16 protein-coding genes and 2 pseudogenes are annotated in these 21,583 nt (G+C 64.8%); 11 read left to right on the top strand and 7 right to left on the bottom strand.

All coding sequences use genetic code 11. The features are described 5' to 3' along the window. Nucleotides 1–72: 72 nt before the first annotated feature. Nucleotides 73–813, bottom strand: a complete 741-nt coding sequence (locus AC0IX7_RS09015) for an alpha-L-fucosidase (protein ID WP_471813811.1) — start codon at nt 811–813, stop codon at nt 73–75. A gap of 112 nt (nt 814–925) precedes the next feature. Beyond that, nucleotides 926–1,630, bottom strand: a pseudogene (locus tag AC0IX7_RS09010) (alpha-L-fucosidase); the annotation flags it as partial. Between the two features lie 792 nt (nt 1,631–2,422). On the opposite strand from AC0IX7_RS09010, the gene AC0IX7_RS09005 reads away from it, so the two are divergent. From AC0IX7_RS09005 to AC0IX7_RS08980, 6 genes are all read left to right on the top strand, one after another. Further along, nucleotides 2,423–5,014 (top strand): TonB-dependent receptor, encoded by a 2,592-nt coding sequence (locus AC0IX7_RS09005; RefSeq protein WP_471811460.1) that lies wholly within the window; start codon nt 2,423–2,425, stop codon nt 5,012–5,014. 297 nt (nt 5,015–5,311) lie between these two features. Next, nucleotides 5,312–7,780, top strand: a complete 2,469-nt coding sequence (gene galA, locus AC0IX7_RS09000) for a beta-galactosidase GalA (protein WP_471811458.1) — start codon at nt 5,312–5,314, stop codon at nt 7,778–7,780. Next, on the top strand, nt 7,777–8,091 hold the full coding sequence (locus tag AC0IX7_RS08995) for a hypothetical protein (RefSeq protein WP_471811457.1): 315 nt from the start codon (nt 7,777–7,779) through the stop codon (nt 8,089–8,091). Before galA ends, AC0IX7_RS08995 begins: the two co-directional genes overlap by 4 nt. Before the next feature lie 121 nt (nt 8,092–8,212). Then, entirely contained in the window at nt 8,213–9,847 is a 1,635-nt protein-coding gene (locus AC0IX7_RS08990) for a DUF5597 domain-containing protein (RefSeq protein ID WP_471811455.1), read from the top strand. A gap of 33 nt (nt 9,848–9,880) precedes the next feature. Then, nucleotides 9,881–12,571: a TIM-barrel domain-containing protein gene (locus tag AC0IX7_RS08985; RefSeq protein WP_471811453.1), complete on the top strand. Its 2,691-nt coding sequence runs from the start codon at nt 9,881–9,883 to the stop codon at nt 12,569–12,571. 61 nt (nt 12,572–12,632) lie between these two features. Further along, nucleotides 12,633–12,761 carry a hypothetical protein gene (locus AC0IX7_RS08980; RefSeq protein WP_471811452.1) on the top strand — a complete coding sequence of 43 codons (129 nt, stop codon included), beginning with the start codon at nt 12,633–12,635 and terminating at the stop codon, nt 12,759–12,761. Nucleotides 12,762–12,980: 219 nt separating this feature from the next. On the opposite strand, the gene AC0IX7_RS08975 is transcribed toward AC0IX7_RS08980, so the two are convergent. Continuing rightward, nucleotides 12,981–13,196 (bottom strand): hypothetical protein, encoded by a 216-nt coding sequence (locus AC0IX7_RS08975; RefSeq protein ID WP_471811451.1) that lies wholly within the window; start codon nt 13,194–13,196, stop codon nt 12,981–12,983. Nucleotides 13,197–13,543: 347 nt separating this feature from the next. Between AC0IX7_RS08975 and AC0IX7_RS08970 the strand changes: the two genes are divergently transcribed. Beyond that, complete coding sequence (locus tag AC0IX7_RS08970; protein ID WP_471811449.1) at nt 13,544–14,566, top strand: potassium channel family protein; 1,023 nt, start codon at nt 13,544–13,546, stop codon at nt 14,564–14,566. A 316-nt stretch (nt 14,567–14,882) separates the two neighbouring features. On the opposite strand, the gene AC0IX7_RS08965 is transcribed toward AC0IX7_RS08970, so the two are convergent. After that, nucleotides 14,883–15,236, bottom strand: coding sequence for a hypothetical protein (locus tag AC0IX7_RS08965; protein WP_471811447.1), 354 nt, complete (start codon nt 15,234–15,236; stop codon nt 14,883–14,885). Nucleotides 15,237–15,542: 306 nt separating this feature from the next. Next, nucleotides 15,543–16,843, bottom strand: a pseudogene (locus AC0IX7_RS08960) (SLC13 family permease). A gap of 228 nt (nt 16,844–17,071) precedes the next feature. Here AC0IX7_RS08960 and AC0IX7_RS08955 point away from each other — a divergent pair. From AC0IX7_RS08955 to AC0IX7_RS08940, 4 genes are all read left to right on the top strand, one after another. Beyond that, nucleotides 17,072–17,518 (top strand): hypothetical protein, encoded by a 447-nt coding sequence (locus AC0IX7_RS08955; protein ID WP_471811446.1) that lies wholly within the window; start codon nt 17,072–17,074, stop codon nt 17,516–17,518. Then, on the top strand, nt 17,515–17,757 hold the full coding sequence (locus tag AC0IX7_RS08950; protein ID WP_471811444.1) for a hypothetical protein: 243 nt from the start codon (nt 17,515–17,517) through the stop codon (nt 17,755–17,757). The genes AC0IX7_RS08955 and AC0IX7_RS08950 overlap by 4 nt, the downstream gene beginning before the upstream one ends. A 135-nt stretch (nt 17,758–17,892) precedes the next feature. Further along, nucleotides 17,893–18,600, top strand: coding sequence for a DUF4118 domain-containing protein (locus AC0IX7_RS08945; protein ID WP_471811442.1), 708 nt, complete (start codon nt 17,893–17,895; stop codon nt 18,598–18,600). Nucleotides 18,601–18,611: 11 nt separating this feature from the next. After that, nucleotides 18,612–19,154, top strand: coding sequence for a hypothetical protein (locus AC0IX7_RS08940; RefSeq protein ID WP_471811440.1), 543 nt, complete (start codon nt 18,612–18,614; stop codon nt 19,152–19,154). 198 nt (nt 19,155–19,352) lie between these two features. Here the strand turns inward: AC0IX7_RS08940 and AC0IX7_RS08935 are convergent, their stop codons facing one another. Together AC0IX7_RS08935 and AC0IX7_RS08930 are read right to left on the bottom strand one after the other, a co-directional pair. Further along, nucleotides 19,353–20,645: an MFS transporter gene (locus AC0IX7_RS08935; RefSeq protein ID WP_471811439.1), complete on the bottom strand. Its 1,293-nt coding sequence runs from the start codon at nt 20,643–20,645 to the stop codon at nt 19,353–19,355. A 30-nt stretch (nt 20,646–20,675) separates the two neighbouring features. Next, nucleotides 20,676–21,515 carry a mannitol dehydrogenase family protein gene (locus AC0IX7_RS08930; protein WP_471811438.1) on the bottom strand — a complete coding sequence of 280 codons (840 nt, stop codon included), beginning with the start codon at nt 21,513–21,515 and terminating at the stop codon, nt 20,676–20,678. Nucleotides 21,516–21,583: the final 68 nt, after the last annotated feature.

The raw sequence follows: 21,583 nt of genomic DNA, 5'->3' as shown, positions 1-21,583 counted from the left end.
TGCCGGCAAGCGGTACCGACAGCGTCGCAGCCGCAAGCATCGCGAAACGCAGGGCGCGGATCAGTGGGTGTTTCAAATGGCCTCTCCAAGCTCGTATTCGATCGACGCACACAATGTGCACGTGCGGTATTTCTCGTCAGGCGAAGTCGATCGCGAAGGCGCTCGCGTGACGCGTCGGCAAGGTCGCAGGCAGATCGATGACCAAGGCCTGCCCGGTCTGGCGGAACGTGACGCCGCCGGGGAGGCCGAGCAGGCGCACCCGCGGACCCGGCGTCGTTCGTGCGGGTTGGGCTGGGCGAGCGACGTGATCACGGTCTGCCCCCGCGGCGTGCCGAGCGTGATCGCGTACAGCGTCTCGCCCTTCGTCGTGAAGCGGATGTCCTGCGGGGTGTAACTCGTCTTTTCCGCAAACGCGCCAGCGACGGCAGTGGTCGGACCCTCGCCATAGATCTTCCACGGACGCGTGCCGTGGATTGCTTCGCCATTGGCGGCCATCCACGGCGCCAGATCGGCCAGCAACCGGTCGGACTCCGCGGGCAGGCTGCCGTCGCCGCGCATTACGACATTCAGCAGCAGGTTGCCGTTCTTGCTGACGACGTCGGCGAGCATCGCGACGACCTCGTCGGTGGTCTTGTAGGTGTCGGTCCGGTTGAAGAACCAGTCGCCGTTCGATGTGTCGGTCTGCCAGGGGTGTGGGTTGATACCCTTCAAGACGCCGCGCTCGACGTCCTGCACCGCCCAGTCCGTGCTGAACGCGCCCGAGCCCGTATCCTTGCAGTTGTAGACCGCGTCCAGCTTCCCGGTGCGCGCCATGCTGCTGTTGAAGAAATGCGCGAGCAGCGAGGCGTCCGACCTCGCCGAACGGCAGGCCGCCGTCCGAATACAGCAGGTCGGGCTGGTAGCTGTCGATCAGGTCGCGGATTCGGGCGAACCACATCGCGTGATATTTGGGGTTGGTCGTGTACCAGCTGGCGGGCGTGTTGATGAACGGCTCGTCGCGGTTGGTGTGATAGAGATCGGCATAGCGCGGATCGGCGCCGTCATAGGCAAGCCCGAGCTTGGGCCAGAACTGATCGTAGAGGTGGTTCGGATACCACCAGCTATAGCTTGCGCCGAGATGCTCGGACACGCCGAAGCGTAGGCCGTTCCGCGTGGCGGCCGCTTTCCATTCGCCGACGATGTCGCGCTTCGGCCCCATCGCGACGGCGTTCCAGCGGTGATGCTTCGACCGCCACAGGTCGAAGTTATCGTGATGCACGCCCATCGAGACGAGGTAACGCGCGCCAGCGGCGGCATAGCGCGCGGCAAGTGCGTCGGGATCGAACTTCTCCGCGCGCCACAGCGGGATGATGTCCTTGTAGCCGACCTTCGAGGGGTGGCCGTAGGTCTTGACGTGGTGGTCGTAATGCGGGTGACCGGGCACGTACATGAAGCGCGCGTACCAGTCGCCCTGGCTCGGCACTGCCTGCGGTCCCCAATGCGCCCAGATGCCGAACTTGGCGTCGCGAAACCAGTCGGGCGCGCGATAGCCGGCGAGCGACTGCACCGTCGGTTCGAATTTTCCTGGGGTTATGTCGAGGTTGATGGGCTGGGCAGGGCCGGGCGCTCCCCGATTTGCGGCCCGGGACATTCCCTCGAGCCCGAACGCTGCCGCCAAGGGGCGCCCAGTATCTCGCGTTTGTTGAACGTTACCATTCGCCTCTCCCAGCAAGAGGCCGGCGGGTCCGCGCGTTAGGCGGCGATCCCATGCCAACGACAAGCCTGCAACGTTTTGCAATTAAGTCCTACAATTGCAAGCGCTGCGTCGGCTTGCTTCGGTTCGACCGGTCGTCGCTTTCAGAAAAATCGTGAGTGTGCGTGGGTTTGCGCGGCGCATCGCCACCGCCCCGGTGCTCCCTATCGAGAGCTTCATAAGGGCCGAAATGGCCGTTTGCGCGCGATCTCGCCGTGAACCGGTGGAATCGGATCCCCTCTACGGCAAACACGTCGCGTGGTCAGGTCGGTTCGCAAGGGCATCGGCAATGTCCATCGTGTGCGACATTTTTGCCAGCCTTTCGCCCAAATTGTCCGCGTAATTCGAATAAGCATATAAATCGGTTTACGTGTGATGTAGGCGGCCCGCCACGATACGTCTGCGGAGCGCCGCGTGCGAAATTCGTAATGTAAACACAGGCGGCCGTAGCGTTCGACCTGCTGAAGGAGAGTATGATGAAGGGTTCGTGGACACCCACCGCCGTCGGCAGGATCGGCAATCTCAACACGACCGTGTCGCTGCTGGCTATCATGCTGATGGGCTCGGCGGCGCATGCCCAGACGACCCCGGCACCGGTCGCGGATGCGCAGCAGAATAGCGGTACCATTGCCCCGAGCGGCGACCAGGGCCAGTCCATCGACCCGGCACCCGAAACACCTGCGGCTGGCGATGACGCAGGGGGACATCGTCGTCACCGGCGTCCGCGCGAGCCTTCAGTCGGCCCAGAACATCAAGCGCAATTCGGCGCAGATCGTCGACTCGATCGTCGCCGAAGACATCGGCAAATTGCCCGATCGCAACATCGCCGAAGCCCTGCAGCGCATCTCGGGCATCCAGATCCAGCGCAATTTCGGCGAAGGCAGCTCGGTCGCGATCCGTGGCCTGACGCAGGTCCGCACCGAACTGAACGGTCGCGACATCTTCACCGCGAGCGGTTCGAGCAACGCGCTGAGCCTCGAGGACGTACCGTCCGAGCTGCTCGCCGGGATCGACGTCTACAAAAACCCGTCGGCGGACCTGATCGAGGATCAGCTGAGCGGCACGATCAACTTCCGCACGCGCAAGCCGTTCGATTTCGACGGCTTCAAGATCTCGGGTTCGGCGACCAACACCTATTATGACCTGATCAAGAAGAGCCAGCCGGCCGCCTCGCTGCTGCTCAGCGATCGCTGGAACACCGGCATCGGCGAGATCGGCATCCTCGCCAGCGCGTCGTATCAGAAGACGAATTTCCGGCAGGACACGATCTCGACCGAGCCGTTCTACACGCTCGACGAGAGCAATCCCGGTGACGCCGCCACCGCTGCGCTGCTCGGGCGTACCGGCCAGACCACGACGCTGCCGCACGGCACCGGCATCGGCGAAGTGTTCGGCGACCGTCGTCGCCTCGGCATCGACGTGTCGCTCCAGTGGCGCCCGACCGATACGCTGGAGTTCACCGGCGAGCTGTTCCGCAACGATTACAAGCTGCGGTCCTATGGCTACAGCTACTTCGCGTACACCAGCGGGGCTTCGATTACGCCGCTGGCCGGCGCGCCGTTCACCTATGCACCGAACGGCGACTTCCAGAGCGGCACGTTCACCGACGTTCCGATCGGCAACAATACCTCGCTCGGGTCGCGCCATTCGGTCACGACCGATTATTCGCTCAACGGCAAGTGGAAGCCGACCGCCAACCTGACGATCACCGGCGATCTCCAATATGTCGATTCCAAGACCGACAACCTGAACTCGATCGTCGGGTTGAGCGGTGTCGCCACCACGTTGACGCAGGACATCTCGGGCGAGATCCCGTCGTTTCAGATCACGTCCGCTGACGGGCTCGCGAACCCCGCGACCTACAGCAAGGGCTTTTACCTGGATAACCTCAACAACTCGAAGGGCACCGACAAGGTCGGTCGCCTGGACGGCGAATATCGCTTCGACGGGGGCATCCTGAGTTCGATCAAGGCCGGCTTCCGGTTTGCCGATCGTCGTAACCGCACCAGCGATACCGGCTATCGCTATACCGGGCTGACCGGGGCTGCGACCAACCTGCGCTATGTCGACCTCAGCGGCTTCTTCCGCGGGCAGGCCGATCTGTTCGGGGATATCCAGGCCTTCTCGCTGCCGACGGTCCTGAACTACGACGATACGCGGGAGTCGCTCGGTATCACGACGACGCCGGGCTATGTGCCGAGCGGCACCAACACGCAGGCGCAGAAGACTTATACCGGCTATGCTGCAGCGTTCTTCAAGGCGGACGACCTGCCGGTGCCGATTGACGGCAACCTCGGCGTGCGCGTTGTCCAGAGCAAGGTCGCGGTATCGGGCTTCTACCAGCAGGTCGACCTGATCACCGCGCCCGACGGCACCCAGTCGACCGCGGCGCCGACCTTCACGCAGGTGAACGAGGCGACCAAGTACACGTCGGTCCTGCCGAGCCTCAACGTGCGCGGGCGCCTGACCGACCGCCTCCAGCTGCGCTTTGCTGCGTCGAAGAACATCTCGCGTCCGAACTTCAATCAGCTCAATCCGAGCCTGACGATCACCGAGCCCGGCACCGCGCAGATCGACCAGCAGCACGTGACGTCGACCGGCAATCCCTATCTCAAGCCGATGAAGTCGACCAATTTCGACGCCTCGCTCGAATGGTATTTCGCCAAGACCGGATCGCTGACGGTCGCGGGATTCTACAAGGATATCTCGAACTACATCCAGACGGTCATCACACCGCGTGACGTCACCTTTACCGACGGCGTCACCGCGACCTACGACGTCACCACCTACAGCAACGCCGCCAAGGCCAAGGTGAAGGGTGCCGAAGTCGCGTATCAGCAGTTCTTCGACTTCCTGCCGGGACCGCTCGCCGGCCTGGGCGTGCAGGCGAACTTCACCTATGTCGACTCCGAGGCGCCGAGCCCGGCCAGCGACGGTCCGGTGACGCAATTGTCGCTCGAGGGCCTGTCGAAGTATAACTACAATCTGATCGGGATTTACGAGCGCGGGATTCTCTCGGCGCGGGTTGCGTATAACTGGCGGAGCAAGTTCCTGGTGACGACGTCGGCGAACGGTACGGGCAATCTGCCGCAGTTCCAGAAGCCGTCGGGCCAGCTGGATGCGTCGATCACCGCCAACATAACGCCGCATCTCTCGCTGACGCTGAACGGCACGAACCTCACCAACACGGTGCGGTCGACCTTCTACGGCATCACCACCCGGCCGCGCGATTCGATCATGAGCGATCGCCAGATCAGCGGCGTGGCGCGCATCACCTTCTGATCCGGCAACGCTGGACGTCAGGGCTGGGCTCGGTCTTTGGATCGGGCTCAGCCTCTGACGGGCAGGGAATGATAGACACGGTTATGACAGGGCCGCTGGCTTCGATTCGCAAGCGTAAGCATGGCCGCTATATGCGCGCTTCGGAGGGGAAACGATGAAGCAGGACCAGCCGACGACCCGGATCAGCCGCCGCCTGTTTCTTGCGAATGGTGCGGCGCTTGGCGCGGCGGTAGGACCGGCGCCGGTCGCGCGCGCTGCGGTAGCGCGGTCCGAGGAAGCAACTGCGGGGCGCTGCCGATGCCCGCGACGCGCAACGCCCTGCCGCTGCGCGCGGCGGTCGAGGATCCGGGCCGGTTGTTGCTCGACGGCGGCTGGCGGTTTCATCTCGGCGACATACCGATGCCCGAGATCCGCGGGCATGGCTGGTCCTACAACAGCGCGAAGGCCGGACAGGCACAGGGTGCCGCGGCCCTATATTATGACGATTCGGACTGGCCCGAGGTCGCATTGCCGCACGATTGGGCCATGGCGATGCCCGTCGCCAAAAGCGCCAACGTCTCGCAGGGTTATCGCCGCCGCGGTTTCGGCTGGTATCGGCGCACGTTGCGGCTCGATCCGCAGGACCGCGGGCGCTATCTCGAAATCCAGTTCGGCGGGATCGCGACGAACGCGACGATCTGGTTCAACGGATCGGTCGTCGCGCACAACTGGAGCGGCTACAATTCGGTGTACGTCGATATCACCGATCTCGCGCGCTATGGCGACGACCTGAACACGATCGTCGTGCGCGTCGATGCGCAGACGATGGAAGGCTGGTGGTACGAGGGCGCGGGGCTGTACCGCCACGTCTGGCTGGTGAAGCGCGATGCCACCTACATCGCCACCGATGGTATCCACGCCGATCCGCGCCGCGGACCCGACGGCGCGTGGTCCGTCCCGGTGACCGCGACGCTCGGCAATATCGGCAAGGAAGCGGCCGCGGTCACTATCGAAGCGACGCTGATCGATCCCGACGGGCGCGTGATCGCGACGCAAACCGCTGGCGGGGCGGTGCCGTCGCTTGAGCCAGCCGAGGTTGCGCTTAGTCTCCCGGTCGCGACTCCCCGACTGTGGTCGGTCGAGACGCCGACGCTCTACACGCTGCGGACCAGGCTAATCCGCGCGGGAAAGACGGTCGACGAGCGGACGCTTCGGATCGGCTTCCGGACGCTTCGGTTCGATGGCGCGACCGGGTTTTATCTCAACGACCGCCCGCTGAAGATCAAGGGGACGTGCAACCACCAGGATCATGCGGGCGTCGGCGTCGCCGTACCCGATGCGCTGTGGGAATGGCGGCTCCGGCGTCTGAAGGATCTGGGCTGCAACGCGATCCGGTTTTCGCACAATGCGATCGCGACCGAGGTGCTCGACGCGTGCGATCGCCTCGGCTTCCTGGTGATGAGCGAGAACCGCAACTTCAACACCAGCCCCGATTATATCGCGCAACTGGAATGGCTGGTGCGGCGCGATCGCAACCGGCCCAGCGTCATCATGTGGTCGGTCTTCAACGAAGAGCCGATGCAGGGCACGCCCGCCGGCTATGAAATGGTCCGGCGCATGTCGCGGACCGTCAAGGCGCTCGACGACAGTCGCCCGGTGACCGCGGCGATGAACAGCGGGATGTTCGCCCCCGTCAACGTCAGCCAGGCGGTCGACCTGGTCGGCTTCAACTACCAGCGCGACCAGTATGACCGGTTCCATGCCGCCAATCCGACGCTGCCGATGATCAGTTCGGAGGACACGTCGAGCTTCATGACGCGCGGCGCGTGGACGACCGACCGGGCCGCGCACGTCATGGCATCCTATGACGAGGAGCCGGCCGACTGGGGCAGTACGCACCGCGCCGGCTGGAAATCGATCGCCGAGCGCCCCTTCGTTGGCGGGACGTTCGTGTGGACCGGGTTCGACTATCACGGCGAACCGACACCGTTCGAATGGCCGTCGGTCAGCAGCTATTTCGGGATCATGGACCTGTGCGGGTTCCCCAAGATGGCCTATTATCTCCACCGCGCGCAGTGGATCGACGACGTACCGCTGCTCGACCTGATGCCGCACTGGAACTGGCCGGGACGTGAGGGCCAGCCGGTCAAGGTGATGGCGCTGACCAATGTCGATACGGTGCGGCTGCTGCTGAACGACACGGTGATCGGCGAGCAGGCGGTCGATCGCTTCACCATGCCGCAGTGGCAGGTTCGCTATGCGCCGGGCCGGCTGGAGGCGATCGGCTATCGCGGCGGGCGCGAGGTCGTGCGCAGTGTGGTCGAGACGACCGGCGCGCCGGTCGCGCTTCGGATCACGCCCGATCGCAGCGTCATGGCCGCCGACGGCGAGGACGTGCAGCCGTTCACGATCGATGCGGTCGATGCGCGCGGACGCCATGTGCCGACCGCCAATCTTCCCGTCGCATTCGCCGTGACCGGGGGGACGATCATGGGCCTCGGCAACGGCGATCCGATCAGCCACGAAGCCGAACAGGGCGACAGGCGTGCGCTGTTCAACGGCCTGGCACAGGTCATCGTTCGTGCCGAGCAAGGCGCGCGCGCGTTGTCGCTCGAGGCGACGTCGGCTAACCTGCGAAGTGCGACGACGACGGTCCGCCTGCTCGCAACCGCACCCCGGCCGCGTGTGCCGACCACCGCGGCGACGCTCCTGGTGCAGGACTGGCGACAATCCCCGCGTCCGCGACCCGGCCATCGCCCGACATCGTTCTGGCGGACAACGACATGAACAGTTGGCTGTTCGTGCGCGCCGGCGAAATCCAGCCGGCGCAAGGTCAGGGACCCTGGAGCGTGCTGCGCGCCAAGGTCACTCCGCGCCGCCCGTGCGCGAGCGCGGCGGAAGCTGGTCTTGCAGGGGTCGTCGGTCGTGGCGAGGTCTGGATCGACGGCAAGCGCGTCGGGACGAAGGCCGGGTTCGCGCCCGCGACGCTCATCGTGCCCATGCCCGCCGGCGAAGGCGACCGGATCGTCTCCGTGTTGCTGGAGAGCGACGGCGCGCAAGCGTCGGGGTTGGGTGGCATCGTATTCGTAGAGGAATGACGTGTTCCCCGCGCGTGCACCACACCGCTAGCCGGTGCGGAACGCAAGTATTTCGGTACCGATCGGCAGGGTATTTCCGGTCGGTCCCGCATCGTCAGAAAAGGATTCAGGGATGGTTCGTATGAAGAAGATGGTCGCGGGCTTGGCTCTGTCCGCTTCGTTGATCGCCGGAGTCGCTTCGGCACAGACGCCGACCGAGGTTCCGCGGATCGTCACCAAGGGCGGCCGTCATGCGCTGATGGTCGATGGTGCGCCGTTCCTGATGCTCGGCGCGCAGGTCAACAACAGCAGCAACTATGCGTCCGCGCTGCCGCAGATCTGGCCGATGCTCGACCGGATGCATGCGAACACCGTCGAGATCCCGATCGCATGGCAGCAGGTCGAGCCGGTCGAGGGCAAGTTCGACCTGTCGTTTTTGCAGACACTGCTCGATCAGGCGCGCGCGCATGACAAACGCGTCGTGCTGTTGTGGTTCGGGACGTGGAAGAACACGTCGCCCGGCTACACGCCCGACTGGTTCAAGGCTGACAACCGCCGTTTTCCGCGAATGAAGCTGAAGGACGGCACCGACCATTATGTCCATTCGCCGATGTTCCGTGCGACGCTGGAGGCGGACAAGCGCGCGTTCGTCGAGGTGATGAAGTACCTCAAGGCGCATGATCCGCAGAACACGGTGATCATGGTGCAGCCGGAGAACGAGGTCGGCAGCTATCGCTCACCGCGCGATTACGGGGCTCAGGCCAATGCGGTGTTTGCCAAGCCCGTGCCCGCCGAACTGGCGAAGGCGCTGAAGAAGCCGGGCGGAAGCTGGACGCAGATGTTCGGCGCGCAGGCCGACCGCGCGTTCAACACCTGGCATACCGCGCGCTTCGTCGACGAGATCGCGGCGGCGGGGAAGGCGATCAAGCCGTTGCCGATGTACGTCAACGCCTCGCTCGCCGGACCGTCGAACGTGCCTGACCCGACCGGCGTGGCGAGCGGCGGCCCGCAGCAGGACGTGCTGGATATCTGGAAGGCGGCGGCGCCTGCGCTCGATTTCCAGGCGCCTGACATCTACGACCGCGATGCGGCGCATGTCGCGCTGTACCTCGACGCCTATGCCCGGCCGGACAACGCGCTGATGGTGCCCGAGATCGGCAATGCGAAGGAGTTCGCGCGGTTCTTCTACGCAGCGCTAGGCCGCGGCGCGATCGGCTATGCGCCGTTCGGCATGGATGAGACCGGGTATTTCAATTATCCGCTGGGGGCGAAGGCGCTCGACGACGAGACCGTCGATGCGATCGGGCTGAAATACGCGGCGCTGTCGACGATGGCGCGCGACTGGGCGAAGATCGCGTTCGAACATCCCACCTGGGGTGTTGCCAAGCCCGACGAAAGCGCGGGGCAGGCCGCAGTCCAGTCGGTCACGATGGGCGATTGGACGATCGGCACCAGCTATGGCGAATGGCAGTTCGGGCAGAAGGACTGGACGTGGATCAAGTCCGAGCCTCCGGTCTGGGCGAAGGAACCGGTCGGCGGTGTCACGATCGCGCACCTGTCGCCGAATGAGTTCCTGGTGGTCGGCGATCACGTTCGGCTGAACTTCGGGACGGCCAAAAATGGCCCGAAGAACGGCGCGGTGTTCCGCGTCGAGGAGGGCCGCGTGGTCGACGGGCGCTGGGTGATGAGCCGCGTGTGGAACGGCGACCAGACCGACTATGGCATCAACCTGCTCACCCCGGTCATCCTGAAGGTGACCATGGGCAGCTACAAATAACGAGCGCGAAACTCGACGATCAAAGGGACGACGATGATGAAGGTTTTGGGTTTCGCGCTGCTGCTGGCCGGCAGCGCCCTCGCTCCGGCAATCGCGCAAGCGCAGGTTGCCAAGGGTAGCTTCGAGAAGATCGCGAACGGGATCGGCGTGGCGCCGTCGAGCGGCCCGGCCGGCTGGGTCGAGGTGACGGTGCATGGTGACGGGATCATCCATGTCGTCGCCAGCCCGACGCGTACGACGACGGCGCCGAGCCTAATGGTCCCGACACCGCCGATCGCCGGCCAGTACACGGTCACGCAGCAGGGCAAGCGCGTTCTCGTCGCGACCGCGCGCGATACCGCCGAGGTCGATCTGAAGACCGGCCGCGTCCGCTTCCTCGATGCCGCCGGAAAGGTCGTGCTGGATCAGGCCGCCGCGCCCGCCTTCTCGCCGACCAACGCGGACGGCAAGCCGTTCGTCGTCGCGTCGCAGCAGTTCAACCGCGGCACGGACGAGGGTCTGTACGGTCTCGGCCAGCACCAGAACGCGCAGATGGATTATAACGGCGAGGACGTCGAACTCGCGCAGCACAACATGGACATCGCGGTCCCGTTCGTCGTCTCGACGAAGAATTACGGCCTGTTGTGGGACAATGACGGCATCACCCGCTTCGGCAATCCGCGCCCTTATTCGTTGGTCGGCACGGACGGCCTTAAGGTGACGAGCGGCGGCAAGCCGGGTTTCACCGCGCAATATTATCTCGGCGATCGGCTGGCGGTGACGCAGCAGGAAGCGTCGATCAACTACCAGTATATCAAGGATCAGGCGAAGTGGCCCGCCGCCGCCAAGGCGCAGACGGTCGCCGCGACCGGTGGCCAGAACACCGCGGGCAATGCGGTCGAGACGCAGAAGGTCGTGTGGACCGGCGACGTGACGCCCGACGTCAGCGGCGTGCACAAGTTCCAGCTCTACGGCTCGAGCTATTTCAAGGTGTTCGCGGACGGCAAGGAAGTGCTGAACCGCTGGCGTCAGAACTGGAACCCGTGGTACGCGAATTTCGACCTGCCGATGACCAAGGGCAAGCGCGTCGCGGTGCGGATCGAGTGGGAGCCAAACGCGGGGTATATCGCGCTGCTCCACAATAATCCCCTGGCGGCGCCCGATCGCCATTCGGTGTGGTTCACCAGCGATATCGCGAAATCGGTCAATTATTGGTACGTGCCCGGCAAGGATATGGACGAGGTCGTCGCCGGCTATCGTTCGCTCACCGGCAAGGCCGTGATGATGCCGAAATGGGCGTACGGCTTCTGGCAGTCGCGCCAGCGCTACAATACGCAGGACGAGGTCGTTGACGTCGTCAAGAAGTACCGCGACCTGAAGATCCCGCTCGATAACATCGTGCAGGACTGGTTCTATTGGCCGGAAAATGCGTGGGGCAGCCACCAGTTCGACGCCAAGCGCTTCCCCGAGCCGCAGAAGATGATCGACAAGATCCACGACATGAACGCGCGTTTCATGATCTCGGTCTGGCCGAAATTCTACCCGACTTCAGAGAACTACAAGGAGCTGGCGGCGAAGGGATACACTTATCGCGGCAACCTCGATTACGGGAACAAGGACTGGGTCGGGCCGGGCTATCTGAACACCGATTACGATCCCTATGCGCCCGAGGCGCGGACGATCTACTGGCGGCAGATCAAGGACAGCCTCGCGAAGATCGGCACGGATGCGTGGTGGCTCGATGCGAGCGAGCCCGACATTCACTCCAACCTGTCGATCCCTGAGCGGATCGCCACCATGGGCCCGACTGCCGCGGGACCGGCTGCGCAGTATTTCAACAGCTATCCGCTGGTGCATGTCGGCGCGGTCTATGACGGTTGGCGGCAGTATAAGCCGGACGTACGGCCCTTCATCCTGACGCGATCGGGGTTCGGCGGGTTGCAGCGCGAGGGTGCCGCGGTGTGGTCTGGCGACGTGGCGAGCCGCTGGTACGATCTGCGCGCGCAGATCTCGGCGGGCGTGAACATTTCAATGTCGGGCATTCCCAACTGGACGCACGACATCGGCGGGTTCGCGCTGGAGGATCGCTTTGCGAGCAAGACGCCGACCGCGGCGAACCTCGACGAGTGGCGCGAGCTGAACCTGCGCTGGTTCCAGTTCGGTGCGTTCAGCCCGCTGTTCCGCAGCCACGGCGAGAGCCCGTACCGCGAAATCTACGAGATTTCGCCCGAGGGGTCGCCGATGCGCAACTCGATGGTCTGGTACGACCAGCTTCGCTACCGCCTGATGCCATATATCTACACGGTCGCGGCGGACACGTGGTTCAAGGACGGCAGCATCATGCGCGGCCTCGTGATGGACTATCCGAACGACGTGCAGGCGCGGAAGGTGAACGACGAATATCTGTTCGGCGACAGCTTCCTCGTCGCGCCGGTGACCGAATATCGCGCGCGGTCTCGCTCGGTGTACCTGCCTGGCGCGACGGTTTGGTACGACTTCAACACCGGTCAGGCGTATCGCGGCGGACAGAGCGTGACGATCGCGGCACCGTATGAACGGATGCCGCTGTTCGTGAAGGCGGGGGCGATCGTGCCGATGGGGCCGGTCACGCAATATGTCGACCAGAAGCCCGACGCACCGCTGACGCTCGCGGTCTATCCGGGCGCGAATGGCAGCTTCGGGCTGTACGAGGATGACGGGACCAGCGAGCAGTATCGTGGCGGGGCGTATAGCCGGATCCGGTGACGTACGACGACGCGACCGGAGTAGTGACGCTCGGGGCTCGTGAAGGGCAGGGTATAAGGCCATGCCCGCGAGCCGGACGGTGCGGGTGAAGTGGATGACGGCTGGCCGTCCGCTCGATCTCGACGACGCGGGGGATGCGACCGTCACCTATCGAGGCGCAGCGGTGGAGCTAAAGCGGCCAAAATCTTGAGGTGGGAACACGCCAGCCGAGATGCCGCATGCAATCCTCAGCTGCCGTGAGGGCGGTGCGCGTCGTAACGCGCGCCGCCCTTTACGGGCGCATCGACACCGTCGTCTAACGGACCGGGCTTGATGGACGTGCAAGCTTAGGCCTCGAACGCTTCGCTCGCTCGAGCAGCGTGACCGCGCTGGCTGGCCCGGGGTCCTCGCCAGCGCTCCGGCCGGTACCCTAAACCGCCGCAGCGGTCAGTCGCAGGTCACGGACCTCCGCCGACGTGATGGGCCGATCGCGACCCGCGCATTGGATGACCAGCCCTTCGACCTCGGCAGGATCGAGCGCGGTGAAGGCCTCTACCATCTGCACGAGCGATCCCGACGCGACCGGTTCATGCTCTTGCGCCGCGTCGTCATCCCCGTTCGCTTCCCGCATCAGCTTGGCGGGCATGTTCAACATCGTTTTCAACACACTTACTATCTCCGGGCCCCCGGTAGGCGACCGTCGTGGAACGTGGGCAATCCGGCGTCCAGAGCGGTTCGGGTGGGTTTGCGCTCGCTCCACAGCCTCGCGCGACGAACCGCATATCGCCGCTAGGTCGGGGGGCATTTCGCGCACAACGGGAGGACGCACAGTCTGCGACCGCAAACCGGCCTCGCCGGCCTGTCAGGTTGGCTTTTCGCTGAGGCGTCGCGCCACCTACTCTAGCTGGATGACCCCGCCACATGCCGGCGCCTTGCACCGATCCTGGACGGATCGTAGCTTCACAGCGGCTTTGTGGCGATGCAAGAGATGGCATGCACACCGACGATGCAGACACGGTGCACTATCGCCTGCGCCGTCAGAGCCGAACCCCGGCGTGGCTGGCCTTGTCCTGGCGAGCGCTGGTCGCGCTGGCCCTGATCGGCATCGCGCTCGCGGTCCATTGGTTCGATCGCGAGGGCCTGCGGCAGAATTCGGGCGAGCCCGTGACGTTCGCCGACATCCTGTATTTCACGATGATTACCGTGACGACCGTCGGCTACGGCGACATCGTGCCCGTGACGCAGCAGGCGCGGATGTTCGACACCTTCGTCGTGACGCCGATCCGGCTCTTCGTATGGCTCATCTTTCTGGGAACCGCGTATGATTTTCTGCTCAAGGGCGTGTGGGAGAAATGGCGTATGTCGGTGATCCAGCAGCACCTCGAAGGCCATGTCGTGGTCGCCGGTTTCGGCACGAGCGGGTCCGAAGCCGTAAGCGAGCTGATCCGTCGCGGTGCCGATCCGGGCACGATCGTGGTCGTCGACGAGCGCGCCGCGGCGTTACGCACGGCGGAGAGTTGCGGCACGACGGTGATGGAGGGAAACGCCACGCGCAACGCAGCGCTCGAGGCGGCCCGTCTCTCCCAGGCCCGCGCGCTCATCGTCTCCGCCGGTCGCGACGATACCTCGATCCTCATCGTGCTGACGGCGCGGCGGATCGCACCCGATCTCCCGATCAGCGTGGTGATCCGGTCGGAGGACAATGAAGCGATCGCCCGCCAGGCAGGGGCGGACGTGGTCATCAACCCGGCCAGCTTTGCGGGTCTCCTGCTCGCCGGCTCCACGCACGGTGCCCATACCGCCGAATACATGGCCGATCTCGCCGCATCCGGCGGGCGTGTCGTCCTGCGCGAACGCGAAGTCGCCGCGGAGGAAGTGGGCAAGTCGCTTGCCGACATCACCACCGGGCTCGGTCATCGCATCTATCGTGGGCATCAGAACTTTTGCTTCTGGGAACCCGAGGCCGACCGTCTGGAAGCGGGCGACATCATCGTCGAGGTTGTCCCTCGGCGCTGAAGCCAACAGCGCGGCGATTTCACCAGCCCTTCCGTCCGCTGATCGGTGTCAATCGATGCGAACTACGACGGTCAGGCCGGATCGGCGGACGGCAATGCAGGCACCTACTCCAAGCGTCAGCCGTGCGTTATCAGCGGCATGACCGTTGACCGGAGCAAGATCCGGGGCGTCGGGCGCGCTGAAGCCGGCTTACCGCGTCGTCTCTAAGGAGAATGAAGGAATGGGCATGCGGAACATCGATTTCAGTTCCTGGCAGAGCGTCCTGGCAACGCTGTTCGGGCTGGCGCTGGTGACGCTGATGGGTGTCGGTATCCGGCTACTGACGATGATGACGATCCAGCAGCGTCGCGAGCGAATGAACCGGCAGATCAACGAACGCCTGCGCACGCTGATAGCGGCCTACAAGACGTTGGGGGGATCGTTCACCGGGAACCTCACCGTCGACCCCGCACATCTGCGCGATCTCCGGAAACGCGGCAGCGACCCGTTGCAGACCGCCGAAGCAAGCCTTGATCTGGAGGCTGCGGCCGGGTCGGAGCGTGGTCGGCGGATCCGGGACGCGGTGGAAGCAGCGCTCTCCGACATCATCCTGCTGGGTACGGACGAGCAGGTGCGGCTCGCCGCAAGCGCAGCCGACGAACTGGTCGCCGGACGTCCGGTGCCGACGCACGATCTTGTGATCTCGCTCCGGAACTTCGTGCGCGAGGCCTTGGATCTGCAGCCAATTCCCCAGGACCTCGTGCTTCCGGCGCAGGGACCGACGCGACCTTCCGGTGCAGGCGCGCGCGGCAAGGGGAGCGTGACAAACAATCGGGTGGCGGCGGTAGTCGGAGCGGCGGCGGCAGCGGCGGCGGTATGGCAGCCGGCGGAAGTTCGAACGAGGGCAATGTCGGCGATACCGTCGACGCCCGGTCGCCCGGCGATCAAACCCCAGGGTCGCGTTAGGCGGCAGCGTGCCGACGGCCCCGTTGAAGGATCAGAACGGGAAAAAGATGCGGGTGGTAGTGATTGTGACAACCGCGGTGATGAGGTTGAGCGGAAGACCCACACGCAGGAAATCGGTGTAGCGATAGCGTCCGAGTTGATAGACGATGACGTTGGTCTGGTAGCCGAACAGGGTCGCGAACGAGGCGCTGCCCGCGATCATCACGACGACGAGGAAGGGGCGGGGGCTCACCCCGAGGCTCTCCGCCAGCGCGACCGCGACCGGCGTTACCAGCACGGCGACGGTCGCGTTCGACAGCAACTCGGTCAGCACCATGGTCAGGCCGTAGAGCACGATGAGCGCCGTCAGGGGACTGACTCCTCGAGCGTGGCGATCAGCGTCGTGGTGGCGGCACTCGCCAGCCCGCTTTGTGCCATCGCGATCCCCAGCACGACCATCCCGGCGATCAGGATCAGGATCTGGGGACGGAGGCCGCCATAGGCCTGGTCGGCGGAGATGACGCGCAGGAGGATCAGCAATACGGCTCCCGCAAACGCGGTCGCGGCGATCGGTGCGACATTGAATGCGGCAAGGATGATCGCGCCGACGAAGGTCGCCAATGCGATGGCGGCCTTGACGGGCTGCAACGGACGCCGCTCCGCAAACAGCTCGGCGTTTCCCACCTGTCCGCCAGCGACCGCGATCGCCGCATCGGGACGCCCGTCGGCTGGATCGAGCATGCGCGTCCCCATCAATCTGCCGCTGAACAGCAAGAGATAAAGCCCGCCGACCAGCGCGACGGGCAGGCCCACGGGTGTGATCTCGAAGATGCCGAAGCGGCTTTGCCCGGCAATGCGCGCCATGTCGTCGACGAGCAGATTGGTCGACGTCCCCAGCAACGTGCAACAGCCGCCGAGGATGGTGATGTAGGACAACGGCATCAGATAGCGTTTGGCCGACAGTTGCAGGCTGGCGGCGACGTCCTTCACCACCGGGGCGGTCAGCACGACGATCGGGGTGCTGTTCAGCACGCTGGACAACAGCCCGGCGATCCCCAGCAGCAGCCAGACCCCGGTCGACCCGAGCCTGCGACACATCGCAACGGCGGCCTCGATTGCGCGATCAAGCAATCCGGAAAGTTCAAGCGCGTAGGAAATGACAAAGAGCGAGGCGAGCGCGATGATTGCGGGGCTCGCAAAAGCACCCTGAACATCGACCGGACGCACCACCCCGGTCATCAGCAATACGGCCGCGCCTGCAAGCGCGACGACGTCTGCACGAACCTTGTCCCAGATCAGCGCGGCCACCACGCAGCCCAACACAAGCAATGTAATGATCTGGTCAAAAGTCATAAACGCCTCAGCGGCAACCAGAAATCGGCGCTTCTCATGTGGACCTTCATGCCACGCGGTATGGAGGATCGCGAGAAATTTGCTACAGTTCCTCGATGCACGAGCCATCCCCCGCACCAGTCGCCTTGTTGTCGCCGGCTCGGCCGCCGCGATTGTTCTCTTGGGCGGGGAGGTTTCGTGCTCGGGCGCAGCACCGCTCCGGCGCCCCCGCCGGCAATCATCAGTCCGATGCCCGCGCCTGTCGCAGCTCCTGTGGTTTCCGAAACGCCCGTCGCCCGCGTCCTGTCGCGTACCGATATCATCGCGATGGCGAATGCCGCTGCGGACGCGACGTCTTCTGGAGCGAAGATGCCCGAGAGTGCGAGCGCGGCCGAAGGATCGCGCTTTGAGATCGAGCTGCTGTTCGGTTGCGATGGTCCAGCGGCTGAAGACAGCCGGGATCCGTTTCAGTGGCGCTACGACTCCAAATCTTCCTCGCTAAGGGTGTCGGTCGCGCCAGCTGCGTTCGATCCGCAGGAGTGGCTCGGCGAGCCGACGTCAGTTGCCGGTAGCATCGCGCGTCCGGCCGCAAGGGAAGAGGCTATCGAAGGCTTCTGGATTGCGCGGCCATGGTCGTCGCGAGAAACGTGCAATCCGCGTCGGCTCCAACTGCTCCACTCGGCATCGACGCTGTGACGATTCCCGGCCAGACGCTCGGACTGGCACAGATCTTCACCAACGAGGATTCGAGAAACGCGCGACGCGGCGGCAAGCCCTATGAGAGCGTGCGCCGCATGGACGAGGACGATCTCAAGATCGATAAGGGGCTGCGTGTCAGGCTTCGCGGGCGCATCGGCCGCTTTCCCGATGGAGAGGCAGTCCGGTGTCGTCAGCCGGGGGCAAGGATCAGCGCCCGGTCTGTTTGGTCGCCGTGACCTTCGACGATGTCGCGATCGAGAACCCGTCGACACAGGAGACCATTGCTACCTGGGCATCGGCGAGCCGAACATGAGGTCAACATCCATGACCGCAAATCGCAGTGTCGCACGAGGCGCAACATTGAGGCTGCCATGAGCGAGGATGCCACCGCGTCGGAGCTCACAGGCGGACCGGAGACCCGCATTCTGGCCGCTGTCAGCGGGTCGGGGAGCGGAGAGAGCGTAGTCAGGCTCGCGGCCGATCTGGCCACTGCGATGGGCGCAAGCTGGCATGCGGTGTTTATCGAAACGCCGCGGTCGGCGCGTGATCCCGCCATCGCGCGGCGGGCCGCCGACGCACTGTCCCTTGCGGCCCGGTACGGCGCCACGGTCAGCAATGAACCCGACGATGAAGTGACCAGAGGCTTGACGACGCATCTCGAAGCGATGCCCGCAGACCATCTCGTGGTCGGAACTCCGACAACGATGGGCCGTCATCGCTGGTTTCGCCGATCGACGGTGTTGTCGGTACAAGAGCGGTTTCCTGGCCTGACGGTCCACATCGCGCCGAAGGCGGTTGGCGTCGCAGATGGTACGGTTGGGTCGGAAACAGATATCTCGACAGCGGCCAAGGTAGAGCCCCGACATCATCTTTTCGCTCTAGGCCTCGTTGCGATCACGCTCGGTCTTGCCGAGCTGGTGAGCCTGCTGCTGGGCGGACGACCGCTAAACCTGCTGTTTCTGTTCCCGGTGATCGCCGCGGCGGCACGCTTCGGGTTGGCACCTGCACTGACCGCGACTGTCGCATCGGTGCTCGGGTTCGATTTCTTCTGCTCCAGCCACGCTTCCACCTCGAGCTGACGGCACCCGTCATGGTTGTCACGCTCGCTGCGCTGCTGGCGGTTGCCGTTTATACGAGCCTCGTGACCCAAGCGCTCCGGAACCGGGTGGCACTCAGCGACCGCAGTGCCAAGGAAAATGCCCGGATCGCAACCTTTTCCCAAGTCCTTGCGCGCGCGGCTGACTGGGAAGAGACCGCCGCCGCGATCTGCGACGAATTCGCGGGTGTGTTGAAGACGGAGGTGGCCGTTTTTCGCAATCGGGCCGGTCGGCTGGAACTCGTCGGTGCGACGATGACGCCACTCACATGGGGGCCGATCGATCAGGCGGCGCTGGATTGGTGCTGGGAGCATGGCGAGGCGGCAGGGCGGGGGACACCAACGATTGCCTCGGCCGAGTGGCGGGTCGAACCTTTATGCACGTCGCTCGGCGTACTGGCCGTGCTGGCCCTCGTACGCCACGATGGGCGTGATCCGATCCGGGCGGATCGGGGCGTGTTGTTCAACACCTTGATAAGCCAGGCGGCGCTGGCGCACGAACGGCTGATCCTAGAGGATCGGCTACGCACCGACTGATCTCGATCGGTGACGGCTGTGCGCCCGCGTGTCCGGGGCATACGGTTATCGTTCATACATGGGCAAGCTGCCGCCTCATCCAGGGTATTCAACGACAATAACACGCCAGTCGTGCAGACCGAGTATCGGCGTCGCGCAGGTTTTAGTCCTGATCCAGGGAGCTATGGTGGCGGTTCCCGTTCTCGCCCCTGCACGACGTCAGTTCGGTTTTGCCTCTTCCAGGTTCGGCAGCAGAAGATGGACGATGGCGAGGGCGATGAAATACGCGATGCCGGCCCAGATGAATACCGGGACGTAGCTGCCGACCGTTTCGAGCACGTGCCCGACATAGCGTGCCATGATCATCCCGCCGACCGCCCCGGCGGCACCGCCGATGCCCATGACGGAGGCGACCGAGCTCTTGGGAAAGGTATCGGAGACCATCGTGTACAGGTTCGACGACCATCCCTGGTGCGCGGCTGCGGCAACGCCGATGATCGCAACTGCGGCGAACAGGCTGGAGACGGTGCTGGCCAGCATGATCGGCAGTACCAGTATGGCAGAGGCCAGCAGCGCCAACTTGCGGCCGGCGTTGACGCTGTACCCGCGCTTGATCAGCGCCGACGACAGCCAGCCGCCGCCGATGCTGCCGACGTCCGCCAGCAAATAGACCGCGATCAGTGGCGGGCCGAAGGTCTTGAGGTCGAGGCCGTGGCGCTTGGCAAAGAAATCCGGCAGCCAGAACAGGAAGAGGTACCAGACCGGATCGGTCAGGAACTTCGCGGTAACGAATGCCCAGGTGCCGCGATACCGGAACAGGCGACGCCAGGGGATCGGTGCAGTGCCCGCGTCGTTGTCCTGATCGGCACGGATATAGGCAAGCTCCTTTGCCGAGACCCGCGGATGATGCTCGGGCGCGCGGTAGAAGATCAGCCACGCCGCAAGCCAGACGAACCCGAGCATCCCCGTCACGATGAACGCCGCGCGCCAGCCATAGGCGAGCGTGATGATCGGCACGAGGATCGGCGTGGCGATCGCGCCGACATTGGCGCCGGCGTTCAGGATGCCGGCCGCGAGCGCGCGTTCCTTCTTCGGAAACCATTCGGCGACCGACTTGATCGCCGCCGGGAAGTTCGCGGCCTCGCCGAGCCCCAGCGCGAAGCGCGCGACCGAGAAACCGCCGGGGCTGCGGACGAAGGCGTGGACCAGCGCGGCGAGGCTCCACACCGTGATCGCCGCGGCATAGCCCATCTTCGACCCGACCTTGTCGATGATCGGCCCACAGGCAAGCAGGCCGATCGCGTAGGCAGCCTGGAACCAGAAGACGATCATGCCATAGTCGACCTCGGACCAGCCGAGTTCGCCCTGCAGTGTGGGCTTGAGGATGCCGATAACCTGACGGTCGATGTAATTGATCGTCGTCGCGAAGAACAGCAACGCGCAGATGACCCAGCGGACGTTGCCGCCGGCCTTTTGCGGGCCGGGATTCGTCGCCTGTATTGAACCGTCCACGCTCGCTCTCCCCTCGCGGTTTGTCCGCTTTTATCGTCTGTCGAATGCTGCCAGTGTATCGGCCAGTATCGCGCGGTCCTGCACGCTCGGACGCCAGGTGCCGGCCAGCAGACCGCGCTCGCCGACCAGCGCGTCGACGATGCCGTCGCGACCTGCCGAATCCCACGCCGCCGCCAGCTCTGCTGCACGCGGATCGTCGACCGGGCTGCCATCGCCACGAACATGCAGCATCCACGCGGCCAGCGCCGACAGCGTTTCCGGACAGGTCCGTCCGCGCTCGCGATTGGCTTCGAGCGAGGCGAGCCAGCGCTGAGGGATCTTCTGCGATCCGTCGCTGGCGATCTGGCGCAGGGCATGGCGCAGCGTTGGATTGGCGAAGCGGGCCAGCAACGCGTCGGCGTAAGCGCTAAGGTCTTGCCCTGGCGCGGGATCGAGGCTTGCCGCAGCCTCATCGCGCATCAGTCGCTCCACGCTCGGACCGATCGCGGGATCAGCAATCGCTTCGTGGACGTAATGCAGGCCGGCTTGCAGTCCCAGATAGGCGAGCGCGGAATGCGCGCCGTTGAGCATCCGCAGCTTGGCCGTCTCATACGGCGCGACGTCGGCGACGATCTGTGCGCCGACCGCGTCCCAGCGCGGACGGCGGCCCGCGAAATCGTCTTCGATCACCCATTGGGCAAAGGGCTCGGTCAGGATCGCGGCCTCGTCGCGGACGCCGAGCAGGCCCTCGACCGTGTCGAGATCGGCGGGCGTCACGGCGGGCACGATGCGATCGACCATCGTCGACGGGCAGGTGCACTCGCCTGCGAACCAGCTGCCGAGCGAGGGATCGACATGATCGAGCCAAGCGCCGAGCGCGCTCGCGAGCATGCCGCCATTGTCTCGCGAGGTTGTCGCACGACAACACCGTCATTCCACCGATCCCGGCATCTCGGCGA

This window comes from Sphingomonas sp. AC411, from assembly GCF_979253035.1.
Note: the sequence above shows the minus strand (reverse complement) of the source record. Positions and strands in the feature narration are given on the sequence as shown.